The organism is Microbacterium allomyrinae, from assembly GCF_020682705.1.
Lineage (GTDB): Bacteria > Actinomycetota > Actinomycetes > Actinomycetales > Microbacteriaceae > Microbacterium > Microbacterium allomyrinae.
On sequence record NZ_JAGTTN010000003.1, the window covers coordinates 547,379 to 571,963 of the forward strand.

At 70.9% G+C, this 24,585-nt stretch carries 17 protein-coding genes; 8 read left to right on the top strand and 9 right to left on the bottom strand.

Annotation, left to right across the window (positions count from 1 at the left end):
• Window positions 1–5: 5 nt before the first annotated feature.
• Window positions 6–1,187 carry a D-alanyl-D-alanine carboxypeptidase family protein gene (locus KEC57_RS12310; protein ID WP_229384905.1) on the top strand — a complete coding sequence of 394 codons (1,182 nt, stop codon included), beginning with the start codon at window positions 6–8 and terminating at the stop codon, window positions 1,185–1,187.
• 127 nt (window positions 1,188–1,314) lie between these two features.
• Window positions 1,315–2,478 carry an acyl-CoA dehydrogenase family protein gene (locus tag KEC57_RS12315; RefSeq protein ID WP_229384906.1) on the top strand — a complete coding sequence of 388 codons (1,164 nt, stop codon included), beginning with the start codon at window positions 1,315–1,317 and terminating at the stop codon, window positions 2,476–2,478.
• A 216-nt stretch (window positions 2,479–2,694) separates the two neighbouring features.
• Here the strand turns inward: KEC57_RS12315 and KEC57_RS12320 are convergent, their stop codons facing one another.
• The 5 genes from KEC57_RS12320 to KEC57_RS12340 all read right to left on the bottom strand — a co-directional run bounded on the left by KEC57_RS12320 (window position 2,695) and on the right by KEC57_RS12340 (window position 7,613).
• Entirely contained in the window at window positions 2,695–3,333 is a 639-nt protein-coding gene (locus KEC57_RS12320; protein WP_229384907.1) for an ECF transporter S component, read from the bottom strand.
• Entirely contained in the window at window positions 3,330–4,211 is an 882-nt protein-coding gene (locus KEC57_RS12325) for a siderophore-interacting protein (RefSeq protein WP_229384908.1), read from the bottom strand. The genes KEC57_RS12320 and KEC57_RS12325 overlap by 4 nt, the downstream gene beginning before the upstream one ends.
• Before the next feature lie 37 nt (window positions 4,212–4,248).
• Complete coding sequence (locus KEC57_RS12330) at window positions 4,249–5,100, bottom strand: energy-coupling factor transporter transmembrane component T (protein ID WP_229384909.1); 852 nt, start codon at window positions 5,098–5,100, stop codon at window positions 4,249–4,251.
• Window positions 5,097–6,923: an ABC transporter ATP-binding protein gene (locus tag KEC57_RS12335; protein ID WP_372457043.1), complete on the bottom strand. Its 1,827-nt coding sequence runs from the start codon at window positions 6,921–6,923 to the stop codon at window positions 5,097–5,099. Before KEC57_RS12335 ends, KEC57_RS12330 begins: the two co-directional genes overlap by 4 nt.
• Before the next feature lie 138 nt (window positions 6,924–7,061).
• Entirely contained in the window at window positions 7,062–7,613 is a 552-nt protein-coding gene (locus KEC57_RS12340; protein WP_229384910.1) for an ECF transporter S component, read from the bottom strand.
• Window positions 7,614–7,754: 141 nt separating this feature from the next.
• Between KEC57_RS12340 and KEC57_RS12345 the strand changes: the two genes are divergently transcribed.
• On the top strand, window positions 7,755–11,330 hold the full coding sequence (locus tag KEC57_RS12345; RefSeq protein ID WP_229384911.1) for a S8 family serine peptidase: 3,576 nt from the start codon (window positions 7,755–7,757) through the stop codon (window positions 11,328–11,330).
• 82 nt (window positions 11,331–11,412) lie between these two features.
• Here KEC57_RS12345 and KEC57_RS12350 read toward each other — a convergent pair whose 3' ends face one another.
• Together KEC57_RS12350 and KEC57_RS12355 are read right to left on the bottom strand one after the other, a co-directional pair.
• The gene (locus KEC57_RS12350) at window positions 11,413–12,369 is read right to left on the bottom strand and encodes a pirin family protein (protein WP_229384946.1); all 957 of its coding nucleotides are present in this window, start codon (window positions 12,367–12,369) and stop codon (window positions 11,413–11,415) included.
• 145 nt (window positions 12,370–12,514) lie between these two features.
• On the bottom strand, window positions 12,515–12,838 hold the full coding sequence (locus KEC57_RS12355) for a GNAT family N-acetyltransferase (protein ID WP_229384912.1): 324 nt from the start codon (window positions 12,836–12,838) through the stop codon (window positions 12,515–12,517).
• A 128-nt stretch (window positions 12,839–12,966) separates the two neighbouring features.
• On the opposite strand from KEC57_RS12355, the gene KEC57_RS12360 reads away from it, so the two are divergent.
• From KEC57_RS12360 to recQ, 3 genes are all read left to right on the top strand, one after another.
• Entirely contained in the window at window positions 12,967–15,504 is a 2,538-nt protein-coding gene (locus tag KEC57_RS12360) for a DEAD/DEAH box helicase (protein WP_229384913.1), read from the top strand.
• Window positions 15,505–15,622: 118 nt separating this feature from the next.
• Window positions 15,623–16,159 (top strand): DUF1697 domain-containing protein, encoded by a 537-nt coding sequence (locus KEC57_RS12365; protein WP_229384914.1) that lies wholly within the window; start codon window positions 15,623–15,625, stop codon window positions 16,157–16,159.
• Window positions 16,160–16,206: 47 nt separating this feature from the next.
• On the top strand, window positions 16,207–18,327 hold the full coding sequence (gene recQ / locus KEC57_RS12370; RefSeq protein WP_229384915.1) for a DNA helicase RecQ: 2,121 nt from the start codon (window positions 16,207–16,209) through the stop codon (window positions 18,325–18,327).
• Window positions 18,328–18,479: 152 nt separating this feature from the next.
• Here recQ and KEC57_RS12375 read toward each other — a convergent pair whose 3' ends face one another.
• Complete coding sequence (locus tag KEC57_RS12375; protein WP_229384916.1) at window positions 18,480–19,772, bottom strand: TetR/AcrR family transcriptional regulator; 1,293 nt, start codon at window positions 19,770–19,772, stop codon at window positions 18,480–18,482.
• Between the two features lie 132 nt (window positions 19,773–19,904).
• On the opposite strand from KEC57_RS12375, the gene KEC57_RS12380 reads away from it, so the two are divergent.
• The gene (locus KEC57_RS12380; RefSeq protein ID WP_229384917.1) at window positions 19,905–21,209 is read left to right on the top strand and encodes an MFS transporter; all 1,305 of its coding nucleotides are present in this window, start codon (window positions 19,905–19,907) and stop codon (window positions 21,207–21,209) included.
• A 2-nt stretch (window positions 21,210–21,211) separates the two neighbouring features.
• Window positions 21,212–23,029, top strand: a complete 1,818-nt coding sequence (locus tag KEC57_RS12385; protein ID WP_229384918.1) for a glycoside hydrolase family 3 protein — start codon at window positions 21,212–21,214, stop codon at window positions 23,027–23,029.
• 97 nt (window positions 23,030–23,126) lie between these two features.
• Here KEC57_RS12385 and KEC57_RS12390 read toward each other — a convergent pair whose 3' ends face one another.
• Window positions 23,127–24,452 (bottom strand): GNAT family N-acetyltransferase, encoded by a 1,326-nt coding sequence (locus KEC57_RS12390; protein ID WP_229384919.1) that lies wholly within the window; start codon window positions 24,450–24,452, stop codon window positions 23,127–23,129.
• Window positions 24,453–24,585 lie beyond the last annotated feature (133 nt).

Genomic DNA, 24,585 nt, shown 5'->3' on the forward strand with positions numbered 1-24,585 from the left:
CACACGTGACGGTGTCCCGACCGCCCGAATCCCCCCTCTCTCGCCGCGCCGCACGGCTGATGCGCGACGAGGCGGCGCGGCGTGCCCCCGAGGAGGGTGCCGCACCCCCGGTAGAGGATCCGGCATCCACCCCCTCGGAGGCGGACGCGCCGCCGGACGCGCGCCGCCGGAGCGCTCCGCACGCCGAGCACAGTGCGCGGCGCGCGGCCCGCGGAGCGGGGCTTCTCGAAGCCGCGCCCGCGGGTGCGCTCCCTGCGCGGCACGCGCGCCCCGGTCGCGCACGCAGGTTCGCGGTGGTCGCCGGGCTCGCGGTGGGTGCCGCCCTCCTGCTCGGGTCTTCGGCGGCCGTGACGGCGATGATGGTGCCTCCGCCCGATCCGGCGTCGGCGACGATGCGGCTGAAATCCGAACCGTCTACCGTCGAGCAGCTTCCGGTCCCCACGCTGGAGCAGACCCCGGTCGTGACCGATCTCTGCACGGTGCCCGAGTTCATCGCCGCGCTCGAGGCGCGTGACGACGAGGCGGCGATCGTCGCCGCGGGCGGCGGCGAGGCATTCCGCGCCGCTGTCGCGGCCGGGCGCGCGTCCTGCGTGGATCTCGCCGACCCGGCCCGTCGATGGGCGGTCGTCAACAAGCTGCGCCCGGCGAACCCGGTCGACTACCGCCCGACCGGGCTGATCATGCCCGACGGGGTGCGCAATATCGAGGGGGGCGCGCTGCGGTCGGACGCGGCATCCGCTCTCACCGCGCTCGTCGCCGCCGCCCGCGATGCCGGTGTCGGCGAAGTCGCGCTCGAGAGCGGCTTCCGCTCGTACCAGACGCAGCAGAGCACCTACGGCCGTCACTACGCCGAGCGGGGCGCACAGGCCGACCAGGTCAGCGCTCGCCCGGGCTACAGCGAGCATCAGACGGGACTCGGCGCCGACGTCGTCGCGTGCTCCGGGGCGTGCGGGGCACTCGACGACCTCGCGGCCACCCCACAGGGCCAATGGATCGCCGACCACTCGTGGGAGCAGGGCTGGATCGTGCGCTACGTCGACGGGGCGACACCCGTCACCGGGTATCTGCCTGAGCCGTGGCATCTGCGCTATGTCGGTCCCGAACTCGCACGGGCGTACCACGACGGCGGATGGCAGACTCTCGAGGAGTTCTTCGGGCTCGAAGCGGCACCGGACTATCGCGACTGAACGAGATCCGGCATCCGCTCAGCTGAAACTGAGTACCATTGTCGATGACATGCAATCCCATCGATAGGCATGTCTCCGCAGACTCGACACCTCAGCGAAGAGAACACAGACGAGAGGAAGGCGCCTAATGGAGCGCGACATCTACGACGAGGACCACGAGGCGTTCCGTGAGGTCGTCAAAGAGTTCATCAAGCGCTTCGCGAGCGACGAGAAGCGCAAGCAGTGGGACCGCGACGGCGAGATCGACCGCGCCACCATGCTCGCCGCCGGAGAGTCCGGCATCATCGGACTCTCGGTTCCCGAGGAGTTCGGCGGCGCCGGCATGCTGCAGGACTACCGCTTCCGCTCGGTCGTGCTCGAAGAGACCATCGGGGCGGGGCTCGGCTCTCTCGCCGGTGCCCTCGGCATCCAGGACGACCTCGCCGTGCCCTACGTCGCCCACATGGGCACGCAGGAGCAGAAGCAGAAGTGGCTCCCCGGCATGGCGACCGGCGAGATCCTCGGCGCCCTCGCGATGACCGAACCGGGTGCCGGCTCGGATCTGCGCGGCATCAAGACCACCGCCAAGAAGGTCGACGGCGGCTACATCGTCAACGGCGCGAAGACGTTCATCTCGTCGGGCAAGACCGCCGACATGGTCGTGACGTTCGTCAAGACGGGCGAGGGCACCCGCCCGGATGCCTTCAGCCTGCTGATCCTCGAGGACGGCATGGCCGGCTTCGACCACGGCAAGAAGCTCGAGAAGATGGGCTTCCACGGCTGGGACACCGCCGAACTCTCGTTCGTCGACGTGTTCGTGCCCGACGAGAACCTCATCGGCGGCAAGGAGGGTCTCGGCTTCGTCCAGCTCATGATGAACCTGCCCCTCGAGCGCCTCTCGATCGGCGTGGCCGCCGCCGCTGCCGGCGAGGCCGCATTCGTCTGGACGCGCGACTACACGCTGAGCCGCGAGGCGTTCGGCGAGCGCATCGCCGACTTCCAGAACACCCGCTTCAACCTCGCCGACATGGCCACGACCGTCGACGTGATGTGGGCGTACGTGGACCGCGCCATGATGCTCTACAAGGACGCGAAGCTCACCGCCGAAGAGGCGGCGAAGGTCAAGTTCTGGACCACCGACCGCGAGGCGGAGCTCCTCGACATCGGCGTGCAGCTGCACGGCGGCTACGGCTACATCACCGAGTACCCGATCGCCCGCGCCTACCTCGACGCGCGCGTGCACCGCATCTACGGCGGCACGAATGAGATCATGCGCGACATCGTGAGCCGGAAGATCGTCGGCAAGCGCTGAGTTCACGCGCGGTCTCGGATGCCGCGGGTCGGCCCTCCGCGGAGGGGCTGGTCCGCGGCATCCGTCGTTCACGCGCTAGCGCCTGCGCCGCTAGCGCCTGCGCCGCGCGGGTGCTGCACTTTCCTGCGAGCGCTGCGTCGCGCGACGCAGCGGTCGCAGGAAACTGCAGCACGCCGTTCCACCCGGTCGCTTCGCTCGCTCCGCGACCGGGTGGCGTCAGTGCTGGCCGGCAGGCCCCGCTCCGCGGCCGAGGCCTCGCGATGCCAGGCCACGGCGCCGCGCGAGCTTGGCGACCCCGGCCTTGCGCAGGCGATCGGCGACGAGGATGCCGAGCGCGACGCCGCCGACACAGCTCGCGATCGTCAGGACGAAGAACGTCACGAGCGCCCAGGGCTGCATGCTCCACAGGTTGAACGACTCCGCGGCGAGCACCGGGTAGATCGCGCCGACGAACACCGCGCCGGCGTAGTACTGCCAGGTGTTCCAGAAGCGGTACAGGCCGACGAGGAACGCCAGCTCGGCGAAGAACGCCCACCACACCGCGGCGCCGAGGAACGGGAAGACCACGAGGCCCGAGATCGCGCCCACGAGGATGCCGGCCAGCGGTCGTTCCAGCAGCCGCAGCGCAACAGTCGCGGGCAGCAGCCACAGGCCCGCGATCGCGACCGATACGAACGGCACCGTGGCGAACAGCACGGTCGAGACCCAGCCGGCACCCCACAGCATGACGCCGCCCGCCACGCCGATCGCGGCGCACGTCAGCAGGTAGGCCGTGGTCACCTGGGCGCGGTTGCCCCGCCGTCGCGGAGCCGGCACGGCGGCCGGCGGAGTCACGGTCTCGTCCTGCCCGCTCACGAGTGGGTCTCCGCGGTCGCGCGCTGCGATCTGGGTGCGGGCGATGCTGCGCCTACCCGCCAGTATCCGCAGAAGCTCACGAGGTCCTTCGACACGCCGCGCTCGCCGACGAGGTGACGGCGCGCGTCGGTCGGCAGCGCCTGCTCGCCGACCACGTACGCGTGCAACGGGGCATCCGGCAGAGTCGCCTCGGTCAGTGTCTGCAGGGCGAGCGTGCCCGGCTTGGCATCGGGAACGCGCACGACCCACCGCACGTCGATCCCGCTCGGGTGCGAGAACTCGAGCGCATCTTCGGCCGAGGGCACCTCGATGATCGCGACCCCGGACGCTGCGGCCGGAAGCGATGCGCAGATGCCCGCGACCGCGGGAAGGCCCGTCTCGTCTGCGACGAGCACGACCCGCTCGACGCCGCGCGCGGGGTTGAAGGCGAGGCCCTCGTCGATGATCACGACGCTCTCACCGGGCTCGCACGACTCGGCCCAGCGCGACGCCGGACCGGCCGTGCCGTCTTCTGCAGAGCCGTGGAGGACGAAGTCGACGTCGATCTCGGCATCCGTGGTCGTCGTCGTCGTCGCCGGGCGGAAGGCCCGCACGGTGTAATTGCGCATGACCGGACGCATGCCGTCGGGGATGCGGAGGTAGCGGAGGTACCCGAAGAGCTTGTTCGCCTTGGCGGGCAGGCGTTCGAGGCCCTCGTCGCCGCCCAGCGGCAGGAAGATGCGGAACCACTGGTCGTACCCCATGGGGCGGAAGGCGGCGATCTCGCCGCCCCCGAGCGTCACGCGCATCCAATGCGGCGACAGGCGCTCGCGGCGCAACACGGTCAGGTGGACGAGACCCTGGGTCTCGGGCTTCACGAGTCGACTGGCCAGTGCCATGCGCGCTCCTCGGGGTGGGGTGTCGGGGTGGGCGGGGTCATCCGAGACCCCAGGGGAAGAAGAGCCAGAACAGCGCGGCCGAGGTCGCCCAGAAGAGCACGACGAACACGGCATCGCGTGCGCGGAAGGGAACGAGGTACCGCTCGGTGCGGTCGGGGTGGGCTCCGAAGGCGCGCGCATCCATCGCGAGGGCGACGCGCTCGGCGTGGCGGATCGCCCCGGCCATCAACGGCACGACGTACCCGAACCAGCGCACGACCGCCGCGATCGGTCCGCGCCCGCCGTGTGCGCCGCGCACCCGGTGGGCCTGGCGGATGACGTCGAGCTCGTGCCCGAAGCGCGGCACGAAGCGGAAGGCGGCCAGCGCCGTGTAGCCGATGCGGTACGGCACGCGCAGCTGCTGCACACTCGCGCGCACCAGATCGGGGCCGGTCGTCGACAGACCCGCGATGAGGGTGAGCGCGAGGATGGCGGCCAGTCGCAAGCCGGTCGCGAACCCGACGGCGAGGGCGCCGCCATAGAGGGTCCACCCGCCGATCTGCCAGACCACGACGGACTGGTCCACACGGGCCGCATCGGTCCAGAGGGCGAACCCGAACCCGATCACGACGGCGCCCAGCGGCACCGCCAGCAGCAGGATGGCCGCGAGCCGCTTCGTGAACGTCACGCCCACCAGCAGGATGGCGTAGGCGAGCAGCAGGAACGCCAGAGGAGTCGCGGCGTCCCGCACGAACACCAGCAGGACCATGGCGGGTATGGGCGCGGCGAGCTTCGCGAGCGGGTTCAGCCCGTACAGGAACCTCACCGGCGACGCCGCGACGCGCGCGGCATAAGGGTCGAATGCCGCGTGGGGCGCCTGCGAGGCGAGGACGGGTCCGGCGTCGGTCATCGCGCGCCTCCCGTCGTGTCACGGGCGGTCGGCAGATCGGCGAGGCGGGCGACGCGCGCGAGCTCGGGATGCCGCTGCACCCCTCGCAGCGCCCGCCGGAGCGGGGGCAGCCGGAGACCCGCGCGTTCGATCAGGTCGTCGTCGGCGAACACGTCGCGCGTATCGCCCGTCGCGAGCACCCGGCCATCCGAGAGCACCACCGTGCGATCGGCGTACTCGGTGACCAGCTGCATGTCATGGGTGACGACGATGATCGTGGTTCCCTCGTCGTTCAGCTCGGACAGCAGCCCCAGCAGCTCGTCGGCGCGGGCGCGGTCCTGTCCGAAGGTCGGCTCGTCCAGGACCAGCACCGGCGCTCCGGCGACCAGCGCGGTGCCGACCGACAACCGGCGCTTCTGCCCGCCCGACAGCAGGAACGGGTGGCTGCCGGCCTTGTCGGCCAGCCCGAACCGCTCCAGCAGCACCTCGGTGCGGGCACGGACCTCGTCGTCGGACAGATGGCGCTGCCGCAGGCCGTGGGCGATCTCGTCGAAGACGGTGTGCGCGATGAACTGGTGCTCGGGGTTCTGGAAGACGAATCCGATGCGCGAGGTCACGCTGCGCGCATCGGCGCGTCCGATATCGATCCCGTCGACGTGCACCGTGCCGCGCGGCGGCGGGACGACACCCGCCATCGCCTGGATGAGGCTCGTCTTGCCGGCGCCGTTGGCTCCGACGATCGCGACGAACTCGCCGCGCGCCACATCGAGGTCGATGGCGTGCAGCACCTCGCTCCGGCCGCGACGCAGCGTCAGACCGCGGACGGTGATGAGCGGCGTCGGCGCCCGCTCGGAGGTGGGTCCGGAGTTCTCGGAATCGCTCGGATTCCGGACGGTCGAGAGCGGAGCATCCGGCAGCGACCCGGTCGTCCGGATCGCCGCCCCGAGCGGCGCGGGCTCGGACTCAAGCGCGGCGCGCAGCTCGTCGGGGGTGAGCGGGAGCGGGTCGAGCACGAACCCGGCCTGCCGCAGCCGCAGCGCGGCGATCGCCGACACCGGCAGCCACACCCCCATCGCGTGCAGTTCGTCCGCGCGAACGCGCAGCACGTCGTCGACGGTGCCGTCGGCGGCGAGGCGTCCGGCGTGGTCGAGTACGACCACGCGGTCGACGAACCCGACGGCCGCGTCGAGGTTGTGCTCCACGAGGAGGATCGCCCGATCGCCCGCGGCCACGAGTTCGGCCAGTGCCGCATAGACCTCTTCGATCCCGCGGGGGTCGAGGTTCGCGGTCGGCTCGTCGAGCACGAGGAGTGGAGAGCCCATCGCCAGGGCGCACGCGATCGCGAGACGCTGACGCCCCCCGCCCGAGAGCCGGTCGGGGTTCTCGGAGCGCCGCTCCCACAGTCCGACACGGCGCAGCGCCGTCTCGGCGCGGGCGAGCACCTCGGCCACCGGCATCCGCAGATTCTCAGGACCGAACGCCACCTCGTCGAGGAGCGTTCCCGTCACCAGCTGCGCATCGGGGTCCTGGAACACCATGGCGACGCGTGTGCTCAGCTCTGCGACCGCCGTATCTGCGGTGTCGACGCCATCGACGAGGACCGTGCCCGTCACCTCCGCCGGCACGGCGTGCGGGATCAGCCCGTTGAGCGCGAGCGTCAACGTCGACTTTCCCGAACCGCTGGGTCCGAGCAGCAGCACGACCTCGCCGGGCGAGATCTCGAACGACACGGATGCCGGGGCGGGCGTCGATTCGCCGTCATGGGTGATCCCCACCTCACGCACCTGCAGGATCGGGACGGGTCGCCGATCGGCGGGATCAGCCGCGCCCTTCGACAAGCTCAGGGACCGTGCGGCGGAAGGTTCGCGCTCGAATGCGGTCACGGGACTTCCCAGGAGAGTGGATGGCCAGCAGGGTGAGCTGAGCCTCTCCTAATTTAGCCGACCCTAACCGCTCGTGGGAAAGAGGTTCCGGCGATGTCCTCAGGCGCGGTCGCGGCGCGCGACGCCCGCCCGGCGGAGGCCGGCGCCTATCGCGAGTCCGACCGCGGTCCACAGCACGGGGCCGACTACGAACAGGGCGACGTAGATGATCTGGCCCCACAGCGGGAAACGCTCCACGTCGGCGGCGAACCAGATCGCGACCGCGATCACACCGCCCACGATCACCGCCGACAGATAGAAGCGCCACGGCTCCCAGCGGCGGTACCGCGAGATCGCGGCGATCAGCTCCTGCAGTCCGCCGATGAGGAGGGCGGTGCCGATGTAGCGGCCGATCCACAGCGGGACGACGGCGCTCGCGACGAGCGCGGCGACGAGGTGGGTGATGATCGCGACCCCGGGCCGGCGCAGCAGCTCCTGCGCGATCACACCCGGGAGCACGTGCACGCCGAGCACCAGGCCGTAGAGGATCGGCAGGGCGGCCGAGACGGGGGCGCTGATCGCGCCGGCAGCCGCCTGCAGGACCCCTGTCGCAACCCCGATCGCCGCGCAGGTGAGCAGAACGCTCGTCGACAATCGGGATGTGCGGGCCACCTGCCCAGCGTACTGGCCGCCCGAGCGTCGATTCTCACGGAGCTCTCATTGTCTGAGAGTTCACCGTCAGTAACTTAGGAGCAGGCTGAGCCCGGACAAGCGGCTCGGCACCTCATTGCACGAACACAATGGAGGCCACGCATGGGTCGATCCCTCGTGAGGGCAGCAGCGGTCGTCACACTCGCCGCACTGTTCACCGGTACCGCAACCGCCAGCTTCGGCGCCACCGCGGAGGAGGTGAACACCCCCATCCCGATCGATCTGTCAGCCGGCCGCTACATCGTGCTGCTCGACGAAGCTCCCGCCGCCACGTACGAAGGCGGTGAGAGCGGCCTCGCGCCCACCAAGCCCGAGGACGGCGCGAAACTCGACGCGTCCTCGCGAGAAGTCCAGCGGTACTCGAACTTCCTCGAGGACCGCCAGCAGGATGTCGCGGCAGATGCGGGCGTCACGCCCGACAGCAGCCTGACCATCACCCTCAACGCGTTCACGGCCAACCTCACCGCCGCGCAGGCGGCCAAGCTCGCGGGCGCGAAGGGTGTGACGTCTGTGGTGCCGGACGAGATCCTGCACCCCGACGCCGTCCCGTCGACGGAGTTCCTCGGCCTCGAAGGCGACACCGGCGTGTGGAACGCGGTCGGAGGCGTCGGCGCCGCCGGCGCCGGGACCGTGGTCGGCGTCATCGACACCGGCATCGCCCCCGAGAGCCCGTCGTTCGCCGGCGCTCCGCTGGGCACCGCGTCCGGCGCCGAGCCGTACCTCGACGGCAATACGGTCGTCTACGCGAAGGCAGACGGCACCACGTTCCGCAGCGACCGCGTCACGGGCGCCGCGTGGAACAACGACGACTACTCCACGAAGCTCATCGGCGCGAAGTACTTCAGCGCCGGTGCGGCCGCGGCGGGCTACGACTTCGCCGACGACTACCTGTCGCCGCGCGACAAAGACGGGCACGGCTCGCACACCGCCAGCACGGCCGCAGGCAACCACGACGTGCCGGCATCGGTCGAAGGCGTCGAGTTCGGAACCATCTCGGGGGTGGCGCCGGCAGCGAAGGTCTCGGCCTACAAGGCCTGCTTCGTGGGGCCCGACCCGCTGGTCACCGACGACGACATCTGCGCGCTGAGCGACCTGATGGGCGCCATCAACGCGGCGGCCCGCGACGGCGTCGACGTCATCAACTACTCGATCGGCGGAGGAGCTGCGACGACCACGTTCGCCACCGAGGACACCGCGTTCTTCAACGCGGCCGCGGCAGGCATCTTCATCGCCGTCAGCGCCGGCAACGACGGACCGGGCGCCTCGACCGCCGACCACGCGTCGCCGTGGTACACCACGGTCGCGGCATCCACGATCCCCACGTACGAGGGAACGGTCGAGCTTCCCACCGGGCTGCTCGCGGCCGGCGCCTCGGTGAGCGTGCCGTTCGGCGAGACGATCACGGCGCCCGTCGTCTACGCGGGCGACGCGGTCGCTGCGGGTGCGGTGACGACCGAGGCCGAGCTCTGCTTCCTCGACACGCTGGACCCCGCGGTCGTCACGGGCAAGATCGTGGTGTGCGATCGCGGCACGAATGCCCGCGTCGAGAAGTCGCAGGCGGTCGCCGAAGCCGGCGGCATCGGCATGATCCTGGTGAACGTCACGCCGAGCTCGCTCGACAACGACTTCCACTCGGTTCCGACCATCCACATCCAGGACACCTTCCGCACCGACCTGCTCGCCTACGTGCGCGGTACCGCCGACGCGACGGCGACGCTCCACGGCGAGAACATCACCGGTGAAGTGACCCCGACGCCCGTCGTCGCCGGATTCTCGAGCCGCGGCCCGATGCTCGCCGACGGCAGCGACATCCTCAAGCCCGACATCTCGGCACCCGGCGTCGCGATCCTCGCGGCGACCGAGAACGCCGAAGGCGCAGCTCCCACGTTCGGATTCCTCTCCGGAACCTCGATGTCGTCGCCGCACGTCGCGGGCCTGGGCGCGCTCTATCTCGGAGAGCGGCCCAACGCCACTCCTGCCGAGGTCAAGTCGGCCATGATGACGACCGCGTACAACACGGTCGGCGAGGACGGGACCGAGAGCACCGATCCGTTCGCGCAGGGTGCGGGCCACGTCGACCCGACGCGCTTCTTCGACGCCGGCCTGGTCTACGACAACGGCCCGGCCGACTGGGCGGCGTACCTGCAGGGCAAGAACCTGTACGACTTCGGGGTCGACCCGATCGACGGCAGCGACTTGAACCTCGCATCGATCTCGATCGGCTCGCTGTCGGGTCCGCAGACGGTCACGCGAACCGTGCGCGCGACGACCGCGGGCACCTACACCGCCTCGGTGTCGGTGCCGGGTGTCGACGTGGTCGTCTCGCCGTCCGAGCTCACGCTCGCCGAGGGGGCGACGGGCACCTTCACCGTCAGCTTCACGAAGACGACGGCCGACCCCGAGGTCTGGGCGACGGGCTTCCTCACGTGGACGGGCCCCGAGACGGTGCGCTCGCCGATCGCGATCTACCCGGTCACCGCAGACGCCCCGGCGGACGTGGCGGGCGAGGGGATCACCGGCAGCACCACGGTCGAGATCACCCCGGGGGTGACGGGCGAGCTGCCCCTCAACCTCAGCGGTCTCGCCCCCGCGGTCCTGCAGACCGAGCCGGTCTTCCCCAACGGCGACCCCGTCGAGGGGCACTCGGGCGACGAGAACACCGGCGATGAGGACGGCTACTCGTACTACATCGTCGATGTTCCGGAAGGCTCGACGCTCGCGCGGTTCGACCTCGATTCGTCGGACGATGAGGGCAGCGACCTCGACCTGTTCGTCTACCGCGTCGTGAGTCCGACCGACCTGAGCTACTACGAGCGCTTCGCATCGGCGAGCGGCTCGGCCGACGAGTCGGTCGTGCTGCCCGAACCGACGGCCGGCACCTACCTCGTCGAGGCGAACGTCTACTCGTTCACGGCGCTGTTCACGTGGGATCTCACGACGGCCGTCGTGGGCGCCGACGGCGAAGGATCGCTCACCGCGACCCCGAACCCGCTGCCGGTGACCGAGAGCACCCCGACCAGCTACTCGCTGTCATGGAGTGCTCTGGCGCCCGACACCCGCTACTACGGCGTCGTGCAGTACGGCGAGTCGGACGTGCGCACGATCCTGACCGTCGACTCGGGTGCTGCGGCCCCCGTCGCGAAGGTCGCGCCGAAGATCACCGGATCGGCGAAGGTGGGCAAGACGCTCAAGGCGAACCCGGGAAGCTGGGAGCCGAAGGACGTCGCGCTCACCTACCAGTGGCTGCGTGACAACGCACCGATCGAAGGCGCGTCGGCCCCGACGTACCAGGTCGTGGCCGCGGATGCCGGCACGGCGCTGAGCGTGGAGGTCACGGCCGCGCAGGAGGGCAACATCAACACCGGCACCGCGGTGAGCGAGGCCGTCTTCGTGAAGCACTCCTCGAAGACGTCCGTCACCGTCAACCGCTACGTCGGCACCGCGTCGCAGGACTACACGGTCACGGTCGCGGTGAAGCCCTCGGGCGGGCCGGCCGCGACCGGCCCGGTCACGGTGTGGGTCAACGCTCAGAAGTACACGGGAACCCTCGTCGAGGGGGCGGTGACGATCCCGCTGTCGAAGCAGAAGCGCGGGGTGTACGTCGTCACCGCGGCGTTCGGTGGCACCGACCAGGTGGAGGCCTCGGTAGGAGTCTCCGGATTCCTGGTCCTGCGCTGATCGACTGACGGAAGGGGCGCCCGGGCTGCGGCCCGGGCGCCCCTTCCGTCACGGCGCTGAGCGCTGCGGGGTCGACAGCGTGTCAGACGCGCCGGCGCCGGCGGGTGAGACGCACGGCCGGCAGCGGCGGCGCGGGGATGCGTTCGTCGCCGTGATCGATGACGCGCCCGAACCGTTCGGAGCCCGCTTCCCACGCCTCGCGGGCCTCGACGATCTCTTCGTGGGTGCGCCCGACGAAGTTCCACCACATGACGATGTCGTCCTCGAACGGCTCGCCGCCCAGCAGGAACAGGGTCGCCCCGTTCGCGCTCGAGATCACCACATCGTCTCGGTGGATCCCGAGGTAGAGCAGGTGCGTGGTGTCGAGGTCGACGTCTCCGTCGTCGCCGGACGAGACGGATGCCGCCCCTTCCGGCCCCGCGGTGCTCACGGCGACCGCGGCGTCGCCGGCGACGACGATCAGCGCGTGCTCCCACGCGCGCTCGAGCGGAACCCGCACCGACGAACCGGCGGGGATGCGCAGCTCGGCGCCCACGATCGGCGTGTACGTCGTCGCGGGCGACGCCGTCCCGCCCAGCGCGCCGAGCACGATGGTCGCCGCGCCCGGGTCTCCGGTCACGGGGACGAGCTCGATCTCGGGGAGCACCGCATGCTGCTCGAACGCGGGCGCCCCGTGGCGACGTGACTCGGGCAGGGCGACCCACAGCTGCAGGGCGTCTATCGCGGCGGCATCCTCGCCCGTCGAGTACTCGGAGTGCGAGATGCCGGCGCCGCTCGTCATGAGGTTGAGCGCTCCACGGCGCACCACGACGTCGCTGCCGACGGAATCGCGGTGGCGGACCTCGCCCTGGTACGGCCACGTCACGGTCTGCAGCCCGATGTGCGGGTGCGGGTCGACGCGCATCCGCGCGACCTGCGGGCCGAACCGGTCGAGGAAGCACCACGCGCCGACGAGCGGCAGATCGCGCTGCGGCAGTGAGCGGTGCACCTCCATCGCCCGCACTCCGCCCAGCGGCACCTCGCGCGTCTCGAGCAGCAGCGCGCGCGGTCCTGGGCCCCCGTCCCGAGAGGCTCCGCGCGGCGCGCCAGCGCCGTGGGGAGGAGGAACGGGGACGCAGGCGACGGCGGACTCCGTCTCGACGGCGTCGGCGGCTCCGAGCCTGGTCACGGTCGTCGTCTCCCGCTCACTCGGGGTGAGGATGCTCGGGCCACTCGATCGTCAGCCCGGGCACGTCCTGCTCTCGCAGGTACTTGGCCACGACGGGGCAGTGCGGCACCACCGTCTCGCCGCGGCGGGCCGTGTCGGCCATCGCCTCGGCGACGACCCGCTGAGCGATGCCGCGCCCGCGGAACGCCGGGTCGACCTCGGTGTGAGGAAAGTGCAGACGTCCTCGCGCGTCGATGCGGAACACCGTGAAGCCGGCGAGCACGCCTCCGACGTGGATCTCGTAGCGGTGGTCTTCGTCGTTGCGCGAAACGGTGATGAGGGTGTTGTCGTCGTCGGTCACGGGAGTCCTTCCGTCGTCCTCGTTCAACGTACGCGGCGCCCCAGCGATTCCGCCACCGCGCAGGCCGTGCCGCGGCATCCGCTCGCACTCCGGACCGGGCACCCGCCCCGGCCTGGCAGACTCAGGGGATGCCCGTCTCGCTGATCGACGCCGTGCCGTCCGGCGCGGAAGCCGATGCGATGTACCTCGGATTCGTCGAGTGGGCGGCCGATCGCGAGCTGACGCTGTACCCCGCGCAGGACGAGGCGGTCATCGAGATCGTGTCGGGGTCCCACGTGATCCTGTCGACGCCGACGGGCACCGGCAAATCGCTCGTGGCCGTCGCGGCGCACGCCGCTGCGCTCGCCCACGGTGGCCGCTCGTATTACACGGCGCCGATCAAGGCGCTCGTGAGCGAGAAGTTCTTCGCACTCGTCGACATCTTCGGGGCCGCGAACGTCGGCATGGTCACCGGCGACTCGTCGGTCAACCCCGATGCTCCGATCATCTGCTGCACGGCCGAGATCCTCGCGAATCTCGCGCTGCGCCAGGGACCGGATGCCGCGGTCGACCAGGTCGTGATGGACGAGTTCCACTACTACGGCGACTCCGATCGGGGCTGGGCGTGGCAGGTTCCGCTGCTGCTCCTGCCACGCGCGCAGTTCATCCTGATGTCGGCCACGCTCGGCGACGTCACCCCGATCGCCGAGGATCTCGAGCGCCGCACCGGCCGCCCGGTGGCGCGCATCACCGGGGTCGAACGGCCCGTGCCGCTGCACTTCTCCTACGCGCGCACGCCCGTGCACGAGACGGTCGAAGATCTGCTCCAGAGCGGGCAGTCGCCCGTCTACGTCGTGCACTTCTCGCAGGCCGCTGCCATGGAGCGGGCGCAGGCGCTGTCGAGCATCCGTGTGGTGAGCCGCGAGCAGCGCGACGCGATCGCCGAGGCGATCGGCGGGTTCCGCTTCACGACCGCCTTCGGCCGCACCCTGTCGCGGTACGTGAGGGCCGGCATCGGCGTGCACCACGCGGGCATGCTGCCGCGGTACCGGCGCCTGGTCGAGACGCTCGCGCAGCGCGGCCTGCTGCGGGTCATCTGCGGCACCGACACGCTCGGCGTCGGCATCAACGTGCCGATCCGCACGGTGCTGATCACCGCGCTCGCGAAGTACGGCGGACAGCGGATGCGCCAGCTCAGCGCTCGCGAGTTCCACCAGATCGCAGGGCGCGCCGGCCGCGCCGGATACGACACGGCGGGAACGGTCGTCGTGATGGCGCCGGACCACGAGATCGAGAACGCCGCCGCCGTCGCGAAAGCGGGCGACGACGCCAAGAAGCTCAAGAAGGTCGTGCGCAAGAAGGCGCCGCAGGGGTTCGTGAACTGGAGCGAGGCGACCTTCGACCGACTCGTCGATGCCGAGCCCGAACCGCTCGTGCCGCAGCTGCAGCTGACGGCCGCCATGCTGATCAACGTCATCGCCCGCGGCGGCGACGTGTTCGAGAACGTCCGCGCGCTCGTGACTGACAACCACGAGCCCCGCGCTCGTCAGTTCGAGCTGACGCGACGCGCGATCGCGATCTTCCGGACGCTGCGCACCGCCGAGGTTGTCGAGATCGCCGCGGACGGGGCCATCCGTCTGACCGTCGATCTGCAGCCGAACTTCGCCCTCAACCAGCCGCTCTCGCCTTTCGCGCTCGCCGCGATCGGGCTGCTCGATCCGGCGACCGAGCTCGGCGGCGGCCAGCCCGACGCGCCTTCGGGCAGCGCGGGCACCGGGCACTACGCGCTCGACGTCGTGAGTGTCATCGAGTCGACGCTCGACGACCCGCGGCCCGTGCTCTCGCAGCAGCAGTTCCTCGCGCGCGGCGAAGCGGTCGCCGCGATGAAGCGCGAGGGCATCGAGTACGACGAGCGCATGGAGCTGCTCGAAGGGGTCACCTATCCGAAGCCGCTCGAAGAGCTCCTCGCGCAGTCGTACGAGGTGTTCGCGTCGAGTCAGCCGTGGGTGCGCGACTTCGAGCTCTCGCCCAAGTCGGTCGTGCGCGACATGTTCGAGCGGGCGTTCTCGTTCGCCGAGCTGATCCAGCACTATCAGCTGGCCCGCAGCGAAGGTCTCGTGCTGCGCTACCTGTCGGATGCGTTCCGGGCGATCCGCCAGACCGTGCCCACCGAGGCGCAGACGTCCGACCTGCTCGACCTGGTCGCGTGGCTCGGTGAACTCGTGCGGCAGGTCGATTCGAGCCTCGTCGACGAGTGGGAGGCGCTGATCAACCCCGCGGCCGATCCCACCGCCCCGGTGGTGCCGCCGGCTCCGCCGTCGGTGCTGACCAACCGCCGCGCGTTCCTCGTGCTCGTTCGCAACGAGCTGTTCCGCCGCGTGCAGCTGGCCGCCCTGCAGCGCGACGACGACCTCGTCGCGCTCGATCCCGACATCGACTGGCCGACCGCGCTCGACGCCTACTTCGACGAGCACGACGAGCTGCTCACCGGCGGCCCTGCCCGGTCGCCGAGACTCGTCGCGATTGACGAGACGGATGCCGCGGCATCCGGTCTCTGGCGCGTCGAGCAGACGATCGACGACCCCGACGGCAACCACGACTGGCGGATCCGCGCCGTCGTCGACCTCGCCGAATCGGAGGAGCTCGGCACCGCCGTCGTGCGCGTCACCGAGGTCCTGCGGCTCTAGCGGCTGCCGAGAGTGCGCGAACGACGGGTCAGGGCTTCGCCCCGTCGTCGTTCGTGCACTCTCGGCGGTGGTCGGCCGGGGCGGATGCCGGGGGCGGGGGTATCGGGGATGATGAGGTGTGCCGACCTATCTGGGCTTCCTCCGCGCGATCAACCTCGGTGCGAAGCGCGTGTTCCCCAAGGACGACATCCGCCGGGTGGTCGAAGGGGCGGGCTTCACCGACGTCGCGACCCACATCAACACCGGCAATGTGCGCTTCACCACGCCGATGCGCTCGATCGCCAAGATCGAAGCCGTGCTCGAAGCGGCCTTCGCCGCCGATCGCGGTTTCGAGGTGCCGACCGTCGTGTTCACGCGGGCCGAGTTCGCCGCGATCGCGCGTGAGGTCGCCGAGCTCGGCGCGCAGCACCCCGGCCTCGAGCGCCACTACGTCTACCTGCTCAAAGAGGAAGTGCCTCCCGAGAGCATCGCCCGCATCGAGGAGCTCGCGTCGGACGCGGGCGAGATGGTGGTGCGGGGCCGGGCGGCGCACGCGCTGCTGGGACAGGGGTACCAGGCGGGGACCGTCGATCCGCTGCGTGCGGCGAAGCACCTCGGCGTCGCGACGAACCGCACCGCCACCGTCATCTCGGCGCTGGCCGAGAAGTGGACCTGACGCCGGCTCCTCGCCAGGTCGCGGGACGGTCGGGTGTGCCCGCTCGGATGGTGGACGCGCAGGCAGGGTCGGATGCCGCGGCTACCCTTGGACGGGTGACCACTTCGCAGGGCGACCCGTACGCAGACCTCGCGTGGAGCCCTGACGAGTTCGCTCCGCCGCCAGACGATTCGTGGGCTCCGCCCGAGGATTCCTGGGCTCCGCCGCAGGACGATCCGGGCCGTGGATTCGGCGGAGGTGCGCCCGCCGGCGGCTTCGCCGGACCGGGCGGGCCCGCCAGCGACGCGTTCGCGGGCGCCGGTCCGCGGCGGGATCGGCTGTCGGGTGCGACCGAAGGACGCGCATCGAGACACGTCGGCGCCGAGGCTCGCACGGTGCTGCACGAGGTCTACGGCTACGACGCGTTCCGCGGCGAGCAGGGTGCGATCGTCGATCATGTGATCGCGGGCGGCGACGCCGTCGTGCTCATGCCCACCGGTGGCGGCAAGAGTGTCTGCTACCAGATCCCCGCGCTCGTGCGACCGGGCACCGGCCTCGTGGTCAGCCCGCTCATCGCGCTGATGCACGATCAGGTCGACGCGCTCGTGGCCAACGGCGTGCGGGCGGCCTACCTCAACTCGACCCAGACCCCCGCCGAGCGTGCGGCGATCGAGCAGGCGTATCTCGCCGGCGAACTCGACCTGCTCTACGTCGCCCCCGAGCGCCTCAACACCGAGACCACGCTGCGCTTCCTCGCGCGCGGACGCCTGAGCGTCATCGCCATCGACGAGGCCCACTGCGTCTCGCAGTGGGGTCACGACTTCCGGCCCGACTACCTTGCGCTCGGCGCGCTCGCCGAGCGGTTCCCGGGAGTGCCGCGCCTCGCCCTCACCGCCACCGCGACGCCGGCGACCCACCGTGAGATGACCGAGCGACTGGTGCTGCCGCAGGCGCGCCACTTCGTCTCGAGCTTCGACCGGCCCAACATCCAGTACCGCATCGAGGTCAAGTCCGACCCCCGGCGTCAGCTGCTGGCGTTCATCCGCTCGCAGGGGGCGGGCTGCGCCGGCATCGTCTACGCGCTCAGCCGCAAGTCCGTCGAGCAGACCGCGGAGTTCCTGTCCGCCCAGGGAGTCGACGCCCTGCCCTACCACGCAGGCCTTCCCGCCGAGACGCGTGCCGCCAACCAGTCGCGCTTCCTCCGCGAAGACGGTGTGGTGATGGTTGCGACGATCGCGTTCGGCATGGGCATCGACAAGCCCGATGTCCGCTTCGTGGCGCACATCGATCTGCCCAAGTCCGTCGAGGGGTACTACCAGGAGACGGGGCGCGCCGGCCGTGACGGCGAGGCATCCGTCGCGTGGATGGCGTACGGGCTCGGCGACGTCGTGCAGCAGCGGCGCATGATCGACCAGTCGCCCGGCGACCGCGCTTTCAAGACACGTCTCGGGCAGCATCTCGACGCCATGCTGGGGCTCTGCGAGACGATCGGATGCCGCCGCCAGAACCTGCTCGGCTACTTCGGCGAGGAGTCGGGCCCGTGCGGCAACTGCGACACGTGCCTCGAAGCGCCCGAGTCGTGGGACGGCCTGGTGCCGGCGCAGAAGCTGCTGTCGACCATCGTGCGGCTGCAGCGCGAGCGCAACCAGTCGTTCGGCGCCGGGCATCTCGTCGACATCCTGCGCGGTGCATCGACCGACCGCATCCGCCAGCAGGGGCACGACTCGCTGTCGACGTACGGTCTGGGCGCCGACCTCAGTGAGCAGGACTGGCGGAGCGTCATCCGGCAGCTGCTGGCCCGCGGCATCCTGGTCGCCCGCGGCGAATACGGCACGCTGGCGCTCGGCGAAGCCGCCGGCGGAGTGCTGCGCGGAGACACCCCGGTGCCGCTGCGGCGCGATGTGATGGGGCGCGCGGCCGCGGGGCCCACCCGGGTGCGCAAGATCGCAGCCTCCGACACTCTCGCCCCGGCCGACCTCGGACTCTTCGAAGCGCTGCGCACGTGGCGCGCGAGCATCGCCAAAGAGCTCGGGGTGCCCGCCTACATCGTGTTCGGCGATGCCACACTGCGCGCGCTCGCCGAGCGCAGGCCCGCGAGCCTCGCCGACCTCGACGGAGTCACCGGCATCGGTGCCAAGAAGCGCGAGGCCTACGGCGAAGCCGTGCTCGAGGTGGTCGCCGCGGCCTGAGGCCGGGCTCGCCGCCGTTCACTACGGCCGGGGACCGGACGAGGCGCATTCCGGTGCGGCGCGGGCACGGCGGTGCGGCAGAGGCATCCACCTCGGCCGAAGTACCGCGCCGCGGCTGAGCCTTCCCGTACCGCGGGCGCTCGCGCCCCGGTTCAGGAACGCGGGAGCAGATCCTCGAGGTGCGCGGTGAGGTGCTCCGCGACATCCACGTTCTCACGGTCGTAGAGCCACTGGTACTGCAGGCCGTCCCAGAGCGCCACCAGCCACAGGGCCTCGAACTCGGGGTCGCGGTGCGAGGGCAGGTCGCCGTCGGCCTGGGCGGCACGCAGCAGCGCCGCGAAGTGATCGGCGACGTCGGTGAAGCGCTGGGTGAAGTACGCGTGCGCCGGATGATCGGCCGGCACCGCCTCGCACGAGAGCACGGCGTACACCTCGATGAGCCCGGGTGCGCTGCGCGCCGAGTCCGCGGCGCCGAGCGGCAGGCTGCGCAGCTCGTCGACCGCCCGTGAGCGCTGGATGTACGACATCCGCGCGTCGATTCCGCTGTCGCGCTTGGTCAGCACGGCGCTGAGCAGTGCTTCTTTCGAGGGGTAGTGGTGCAGCAGCGTCGCCTTCGACACGCCGACCTTCTCGGCGATGTCGCGCAGGCTCGTGTCGCCGTAGCCCTCGGCGGCGAACAGCGCCATGGCGTCGTCGACGATGCGGGCCCGCCGCTCGCGGCCCACCCGGTAGCCCACCTCGGGTGCGGCGCGGTCGGCCGAGTGATGCGGCATCGGGGGTATCGGCGCGGCGATCCCTCGGGGCTGCATGTCGCCGGGCTCGTGCCAGCCGACGGGAAGCGTGAGAAGTCCCTCTCGCACCTGGAGCAGCTCGGCGACGTCGACACGTTCGGGAAGGTACTGCTCCAGCAGCTGCAGGCCGTCCCATGCCGCCGCCACGCGCACGGCCTCGCCCTCGGGGTCGCGGTCGGGCGACACGGCGTCGTGCGCGATCGCCTCTTCGAGAGCCGCGGTCGAGATCTCGCGCAGTCGCGCGTACCGTTCACGCATGCGCGCGTGGGCGGGGTGACTCGCCGTCGACGCCTCGCCGATCAGCGCGGCGAACAGCGGGAGGTAGCCGGGGATCGTCTCGTTGTGCCGCGCGAGGGCGGCGTACTCGAGCGTGCCGGGCTCGGCGGCGACGAGGCGGTCGAGCATGAGCTGCTCGTTGTCGCGCTCGAGCTCGGCGACGACCTCGGCGAGCAGTGCGTCCTTCGTGGCGAAGTGCCGCAGCAGCCCGGGATGACTGATGCCCGCGGCCGTCGCGATGTCGCGGAGGGACGTTGCCCGGTAGCCGCGGGCGACGAATGCCTCGCGGGCGGCGACGACGATGGCGTCGCGGGTGCGCGCGGCTTGAGCGCTGCGCGCCGTGCCTCGCGTCGTCGCGGTCGTCGTGCTCACGTGCATCCCCTTTGCATATCTCACTCTATCGTCGCTCATTACCAACCGGTAGATATTCAGTTACCACCCGGTCGGGATTCGTGTACTCTCGATTCCCAGACGCACCGCAGGAGATGCGCCGCATGTGAAAGGACTCCCATGACAGAGCTGTCATCCGCCGCAATCGCCGCCGCCGGCGGCACCACAGGCTTCAAGGCGCCGGGCACGACGCCCTCCAGAACTCCGCGCGGGTACACCCCGGGCCTCGCCGCGGTGAACTTCGGCGTCTACCTGGCTCTCCTCACGCCGGTCCTGGTGTCCATGGCGTTCAAGGTCCAGCACATCACCGCCACGCCCGAGGAGGCCACCGCTCAGCTCGGCCTCATCATGGGCGTCGGCGCGCTGTTCGCGCTCATCGCGAACCCGCTGGCGGGCCGCCTGTCCGACCGCACCACGTCGCGCTTCGGCATGCGTCGCCCATGGATTCTGGGCGGCACGCTGGTGGGACTCGGCGGGTTCGCCCTCATCGGTGCGGCGACCTCGGTGTGGGTCGTCCTCATCGCCTGGTGCCTCGTGCAGGCCGCGATGAACTCGGTCCTCGCCGCGGCGAACGCCACGCTTCCCGATCAGGTGCCCGTCACCGGTCGCGGCAAGGTGTCGGGCATCGTCGGACTCACCACGCCTCTCGGCATCCTCGCCGGCTCGTTCCTCGTCAACTTCCTGTCCGATGACTTCGCCCGCTTCGTGGTACCCGCCGCCATCGCCACGGTTCTCGCCGTGCTGTTCGTCCTGGTCCTGAAAGATCGTCGCCTCGAGGAGAAGCCCGCGCAGAAGTTCACCGTCGGGCAGTTCTTCGGCTCGTTCGTATTCAACCCGCGCACGCACCCGGACTTCGGCTGGACCTGGCTCACGAAGTTCCTCGTCATGTTCGGCTACGCCGGCATCGCGACCTTCCTGCCGTTCTACCTCATCGACAAGTTCGGCCTGGATGAGCAGGCTGCGATCACGACGATCCTGATCGCCAACCTCGCGTCCATGGTGGCGATGGCCATCTCGGGACCGCTCGGCGGCATCCTGTCGGACAAGATCGGCAAGCGCCGCCCCTTCGTCGCGATCGCGGGCGTCATCATGGTCGTCGGTCTCGTGACCCTCGCCTTCGCGCCCAGCGTCACGGTCGTGCTCATCGCTCAGGCGATCATCGGCCTGGGCGCGGGCTCGTTCATGTCGGTCGATCTCGCCCTCGCGACCGAGGTGCTGCCCAACCCCGACGACACGGCGAAGGACCTCGGCGTGCTGAACATCGCCAACGCGCTGCCGCAGTCGATCGCCCCCGCGATCGCCCCCGCGATCATCGCCTTCGGCGCAACCACGGTCCTCGGCGGATACACGACCTATTACCTCTTCGGCGCGCTCGTCGCCCTCGCCGGCGCGATCCTCGTCTACCGCATCAAGGGAGTGAAGTAGTCATGACCGACACCAGCATCAACACCGCGCCCGCGCTCGGCACGGCCGACGCCGCGCCCGAGCGCCCGTGGCTCGACGCGAGCCTGCCCGTCGATGACCGCGTCGAGCTGCTGCTCGCCGAGATGACCGTCGACGAGAAGGCGGGGCTGTTCTTCCAGACCATGATCACGATGGGCGAGGACGGCGAGCTCGCCGAGGCCGACCCCGTGTTCGGGCTGCCGTCGAACCGTGAATACGTCCTCGACAAGGGCATGACGCACTTCAACCTGCTGGGCGTCGCCCCTACCGCCGGCGCGATCGCGCGCTGGCACAACAGGTTGCAGGAGCTCGCGGCATCCACCCGTCTCGGAATCCCCGTGACGATCTCGACCGACCCGCGCCACTCGTTCACCGAGAACCCGGGCGCGGCGATGCTCGCCGGTCCCTTCTCGCAGTGGCCCGACTCTCTCGGCCTGGCCGCGACGCGCGACGCGGCGCTCGTCGAGCGGTTCGGAGACATCGCGCGTCAGGAATACACCGCCGTCGGCATCCGCGTCGCCCTGCACCCGCAGGTCGACCTCGCGACCGAGCCGCGCTGGTCGCGGGCTCTGCAGACGTTCGGCGAAGACGCCGAGCTGTCGGGCGAGCTGGGCGCGGCCTACATCCGCGGCTTCCAGAACGGCGACTCGTTCGGCCCGGGCGCCGTCTCGGCGATGGTCAAGCACTTCCCCGGCGGCGGGCCGCAGAAGGACGGCGAAGACCCGCATTTCGCCTACGGCCGCGAGCAGGTCTATCCGGGCGGCGAGTTCGAACGTCACCTGAAGCCGTTCGCGGCGGCCTTCGACGCCGGGGTGCGCCAGGTCATGCCCTACTACGGGATGCCGGTCGGCACCGAATACGAAGAGGTCGGCTTCGGCTTCAACAAGTCGGTGCTCACGGGTCTGCTGCGCGAGCGCTACGGCTTCGACGGCATCGTCTGCACCGACTGGGGCCTCGTCAACGACGCGGCGATCTTCGGCCAGCCGTTCCCCGCCCGCGCGTGGGGCGTCGAGCACCTCTCGCCCGCGGAACGCATGCACAAGATCCTGGATGCCGGAGCCGACCAGTTCGGCGGCGAGGCGTGCCCCGAGCTGCTGCTCGAGCTCGTGGACTCCGGCACGGTATCGGAGGAGCGTCTCGACGTGTCGGCGCGACGCCTGCTGCGCGAGAAGTTCCTGCTCGGGCTCTTCGAGGACCCGTTCGTCGACGCCGAAGCGGCCGACGCGATCGTCGGATCGGCGGCGTTCCGTGCCGAGGGCGACGCGGCGCAGCGCGCCTCGATCACGGTGCTGGCCAACCGCGATGCGGTGCTGCCCTTCTCCCGCGGCGCCAAGCTGTACGTCGAGGGGATCGCGGCCGAGACCGCGGGCGCCTTCGGCGAGGTCGTCGCGACGCCCGCCGAAGCCGATATCGCGATCCTCCGCCTGCAGGCGCCGTTCGAGCAGCGCGAGACGATGTTCGAGAACTTCTTCCACGCGGGTTCGCTCGACTTCTCGGCCGAGGTGCTCGCGCACATCGCCGAGGTCGCCGCGGCCGTGCCCACGGTGGTGGATGTCTTCCTGGACCGCCCTGCGATCCTCGGCCCGGTCGTCGAGTCGGCCCATGCCGTCGTCGGCAACTGGGGTGCGAGCGCCACGGCGCTGCTCGACGTGCTCAGCGGCGCCGCGCCGGCGCAGGGCACCCTGCCGTTCGACATCCCGTCCTCGATGGCCGCTGTCGAGGCATCCCGTCCCGACGTGCCGTTCGACACGGCCGACCCGCTGTTCCGCTTCGGCCACGGCCTGAGTCTGCAGCGCCGCTAGTCGGGGTCGAAGATCGCCGAGCGCCGCGACACCCGAAGTCGCGGCGCTCGGACGACGCTCCCGTTCCACCTCCGGCGTCCCTCAGGTTCGCGTGTCGTCAGGGCAGCGGCGGGTACGAGCGCACGCGCTCCACCCGCAGCGCGTGGGGGAGGGATGCGGTGTCGCGCGTGCCGTCTGCGCGCGGAAACTCGTAGACGTCGAGCATGAACTGCACCGCGTAGTCGATCGACTGCGGCACGGTCTTGACCCACCGGCCGTCGATGAAGAACCGCACGCGCTCGGCGCTCCACTCGACGGCGTAGTCGTGCATCGCCGTGAGGTCGCCGACGATCCGCACCTTCTCGAAGTCCTCGCGCAGGCGGGGGTCGTTCTGGGGCTTGACGCCGACGCCCACCCAGCCGCCGTCGTCGTCGACCTCGCTCCCGAAGATCTCGGCGATGCAGATCTCGCCGCAGTCGTCGGGGCGGTCCTCGAAGCCGATCGGCCAGAACGCGACCATCGCGTCGGGATGGCGGATCGCTGCGAGTCGCACCTCGATCACACCGTGGCGCACCAGCCACCCGCGCCGCACGGGCTGCTCCTCGCGCACAGTGAGCCCCGGGCGGAAGCGGTGCTGGCCGAGGCCGCTGCCCACCGGGCCGGAGAACTGGCCGGTCTGCAGGTGCGAGACGCGCAGTTCGCCGTCGAGGTCGGGCGCCCACGGAGCCGTGTCGGCATCGATGCGCAGTTCGAGGCCCCTCGGACCCGTGGTGTAGCGGGCGGCCGAGGCATCCCTCGACGACCAGTGCGGTGTGTAGAACGGCCACCAGCGCTCGGAATCGAGCGTGCTGCCGGTGAACGTCTCGTCGATGTCGGGTTCGCGCGCCGTCAGATCGAGGGGCGCCATGTCGAGCACCCAGTTGTTGAAGGTGAGCTCACCGCCGCGCCAGGGCGCGGTCGCCGACCCGCGATGTTCGAACCCTGCGCTCCGGCACAGCGCATTCGAGGCGGGATTGTCGACCCCGGGGTACGCCACCAGCAGGTCGCGGTCGGCCGGTCGGTCGGTGCTGCCGGGGCGGTCGGCGGGCCCGTCTCGCTCGGCACGGCCGGCGACGAGTCGGATGATCTGCCGCAGGGCCGCGCGTGCGATCCCGCGCCCCTGCCACTCGGAGTAGACGTGCCACCCCGTCTCCCACGCGGGGACACCGTCGTGCTCGGTCCTCCAGTACCCGATTCCACCGACCGGCTCGTCATCGACCTCGATGCGGTACATGCACGCGTCGCCCGAGGCGCTGAGCCGCAGATAGCGGGCCTGCCGCTCGGCGAGTTCGGCCGCCGTCTCGGGCCCGCCGATGTAAGTGGTCATCTCGGGCGTGTTGGCGCGCTCGAGCAGGGGCAGGTCGCCCTCTCCCCACGGCGCGAGTGTCACGGTCGGAGTCGTCATCGTGCTCCAGTGTGCGGCCTGCCACCGACATCCCCCTCCCGCCGCCCGACATCCCCCTCCCGCCGCCCGCCGCCCCCCGCCGCCGCCGCCGCCCCCGCCGCCCCCGCCGCCCCGCCGCCGCCCCGCCGCCCCC

Excerpts from the sequence above, each read along its gene's own strand:
- recQ (WP_229384915.1), top strand. The coding sequence starts at position 16,207 with ATGGTGGACGCGCAGGCAGGGTCGGATGCCGCGGCTACCCTTGGACGG.
- KEC57_RS12380 (WP_229384917.1), top strand. The coding sequence starts at position 19,905 with ATGACAGAGCTGTCATCCGCCGCAATCGCCGCCGCCGGCGGCACCACA.
- KEC57_RS12330 (WP_229384909.1), bottom strand. The coding sequence starts at position 5,100 with ATGACCGACGCCGGACCCGTCCTCGCCTCGCAGGCGCCCCACGCGGCA.
- KEC57_RS12385 (WP_229384918.1), top strand. The coding sequence starts at position 21,212 with ATGACCGACACCAGCATCAACACCGCGCCCGCGCTCGGCACGGCCGAC.
- KEC57_RS12345 (WP_229384911.1), top strand. The coding sequence starts at position 7,755 with ATGGGTCGATCCCTCGTGAGGGCAGCAGCGGTCGTCACACTCGCCGCA.
- KEC57_RS12375 (WP_229384916.1), bottom strand. The coding sequence starts at position 19,772 with ATGCACGTGAGCACGACGACCGCGACGACGCGAGGCACGGCGCGCAGC.
- KEC57_RS12315 (WP_229384906.1), top strand. The coding sequence starts at position 1,315 with ATGGAGCGCGACATCTACGACGAGGACCACGAGGCGTTCCGTGAGGTC.
- KEC57_RS12360 (WP_229384913.1), top strand. The coding sequence starts at position 12,967 with ATGCCCGTCTCGCTGATCGACGCCGTGCCGTCCGGCGCGGAAGCCGAT.
- KEC57_RS12325 (WP_229384908.1), bottom strand. The coding sequence starts at position 4,211 with ATGGCACTGGCCAGTCGACTCGTGAAGCCCGAGACCCAGGGTCTCGTC.
- KEC57_RS12390 (WP_229384919.1), bottom strand. The coding sequence starts at position 24,452 with ATGACGACTCCGACCGTGACACTCGCGCCGTGGGGAGAGGGCGACCTG.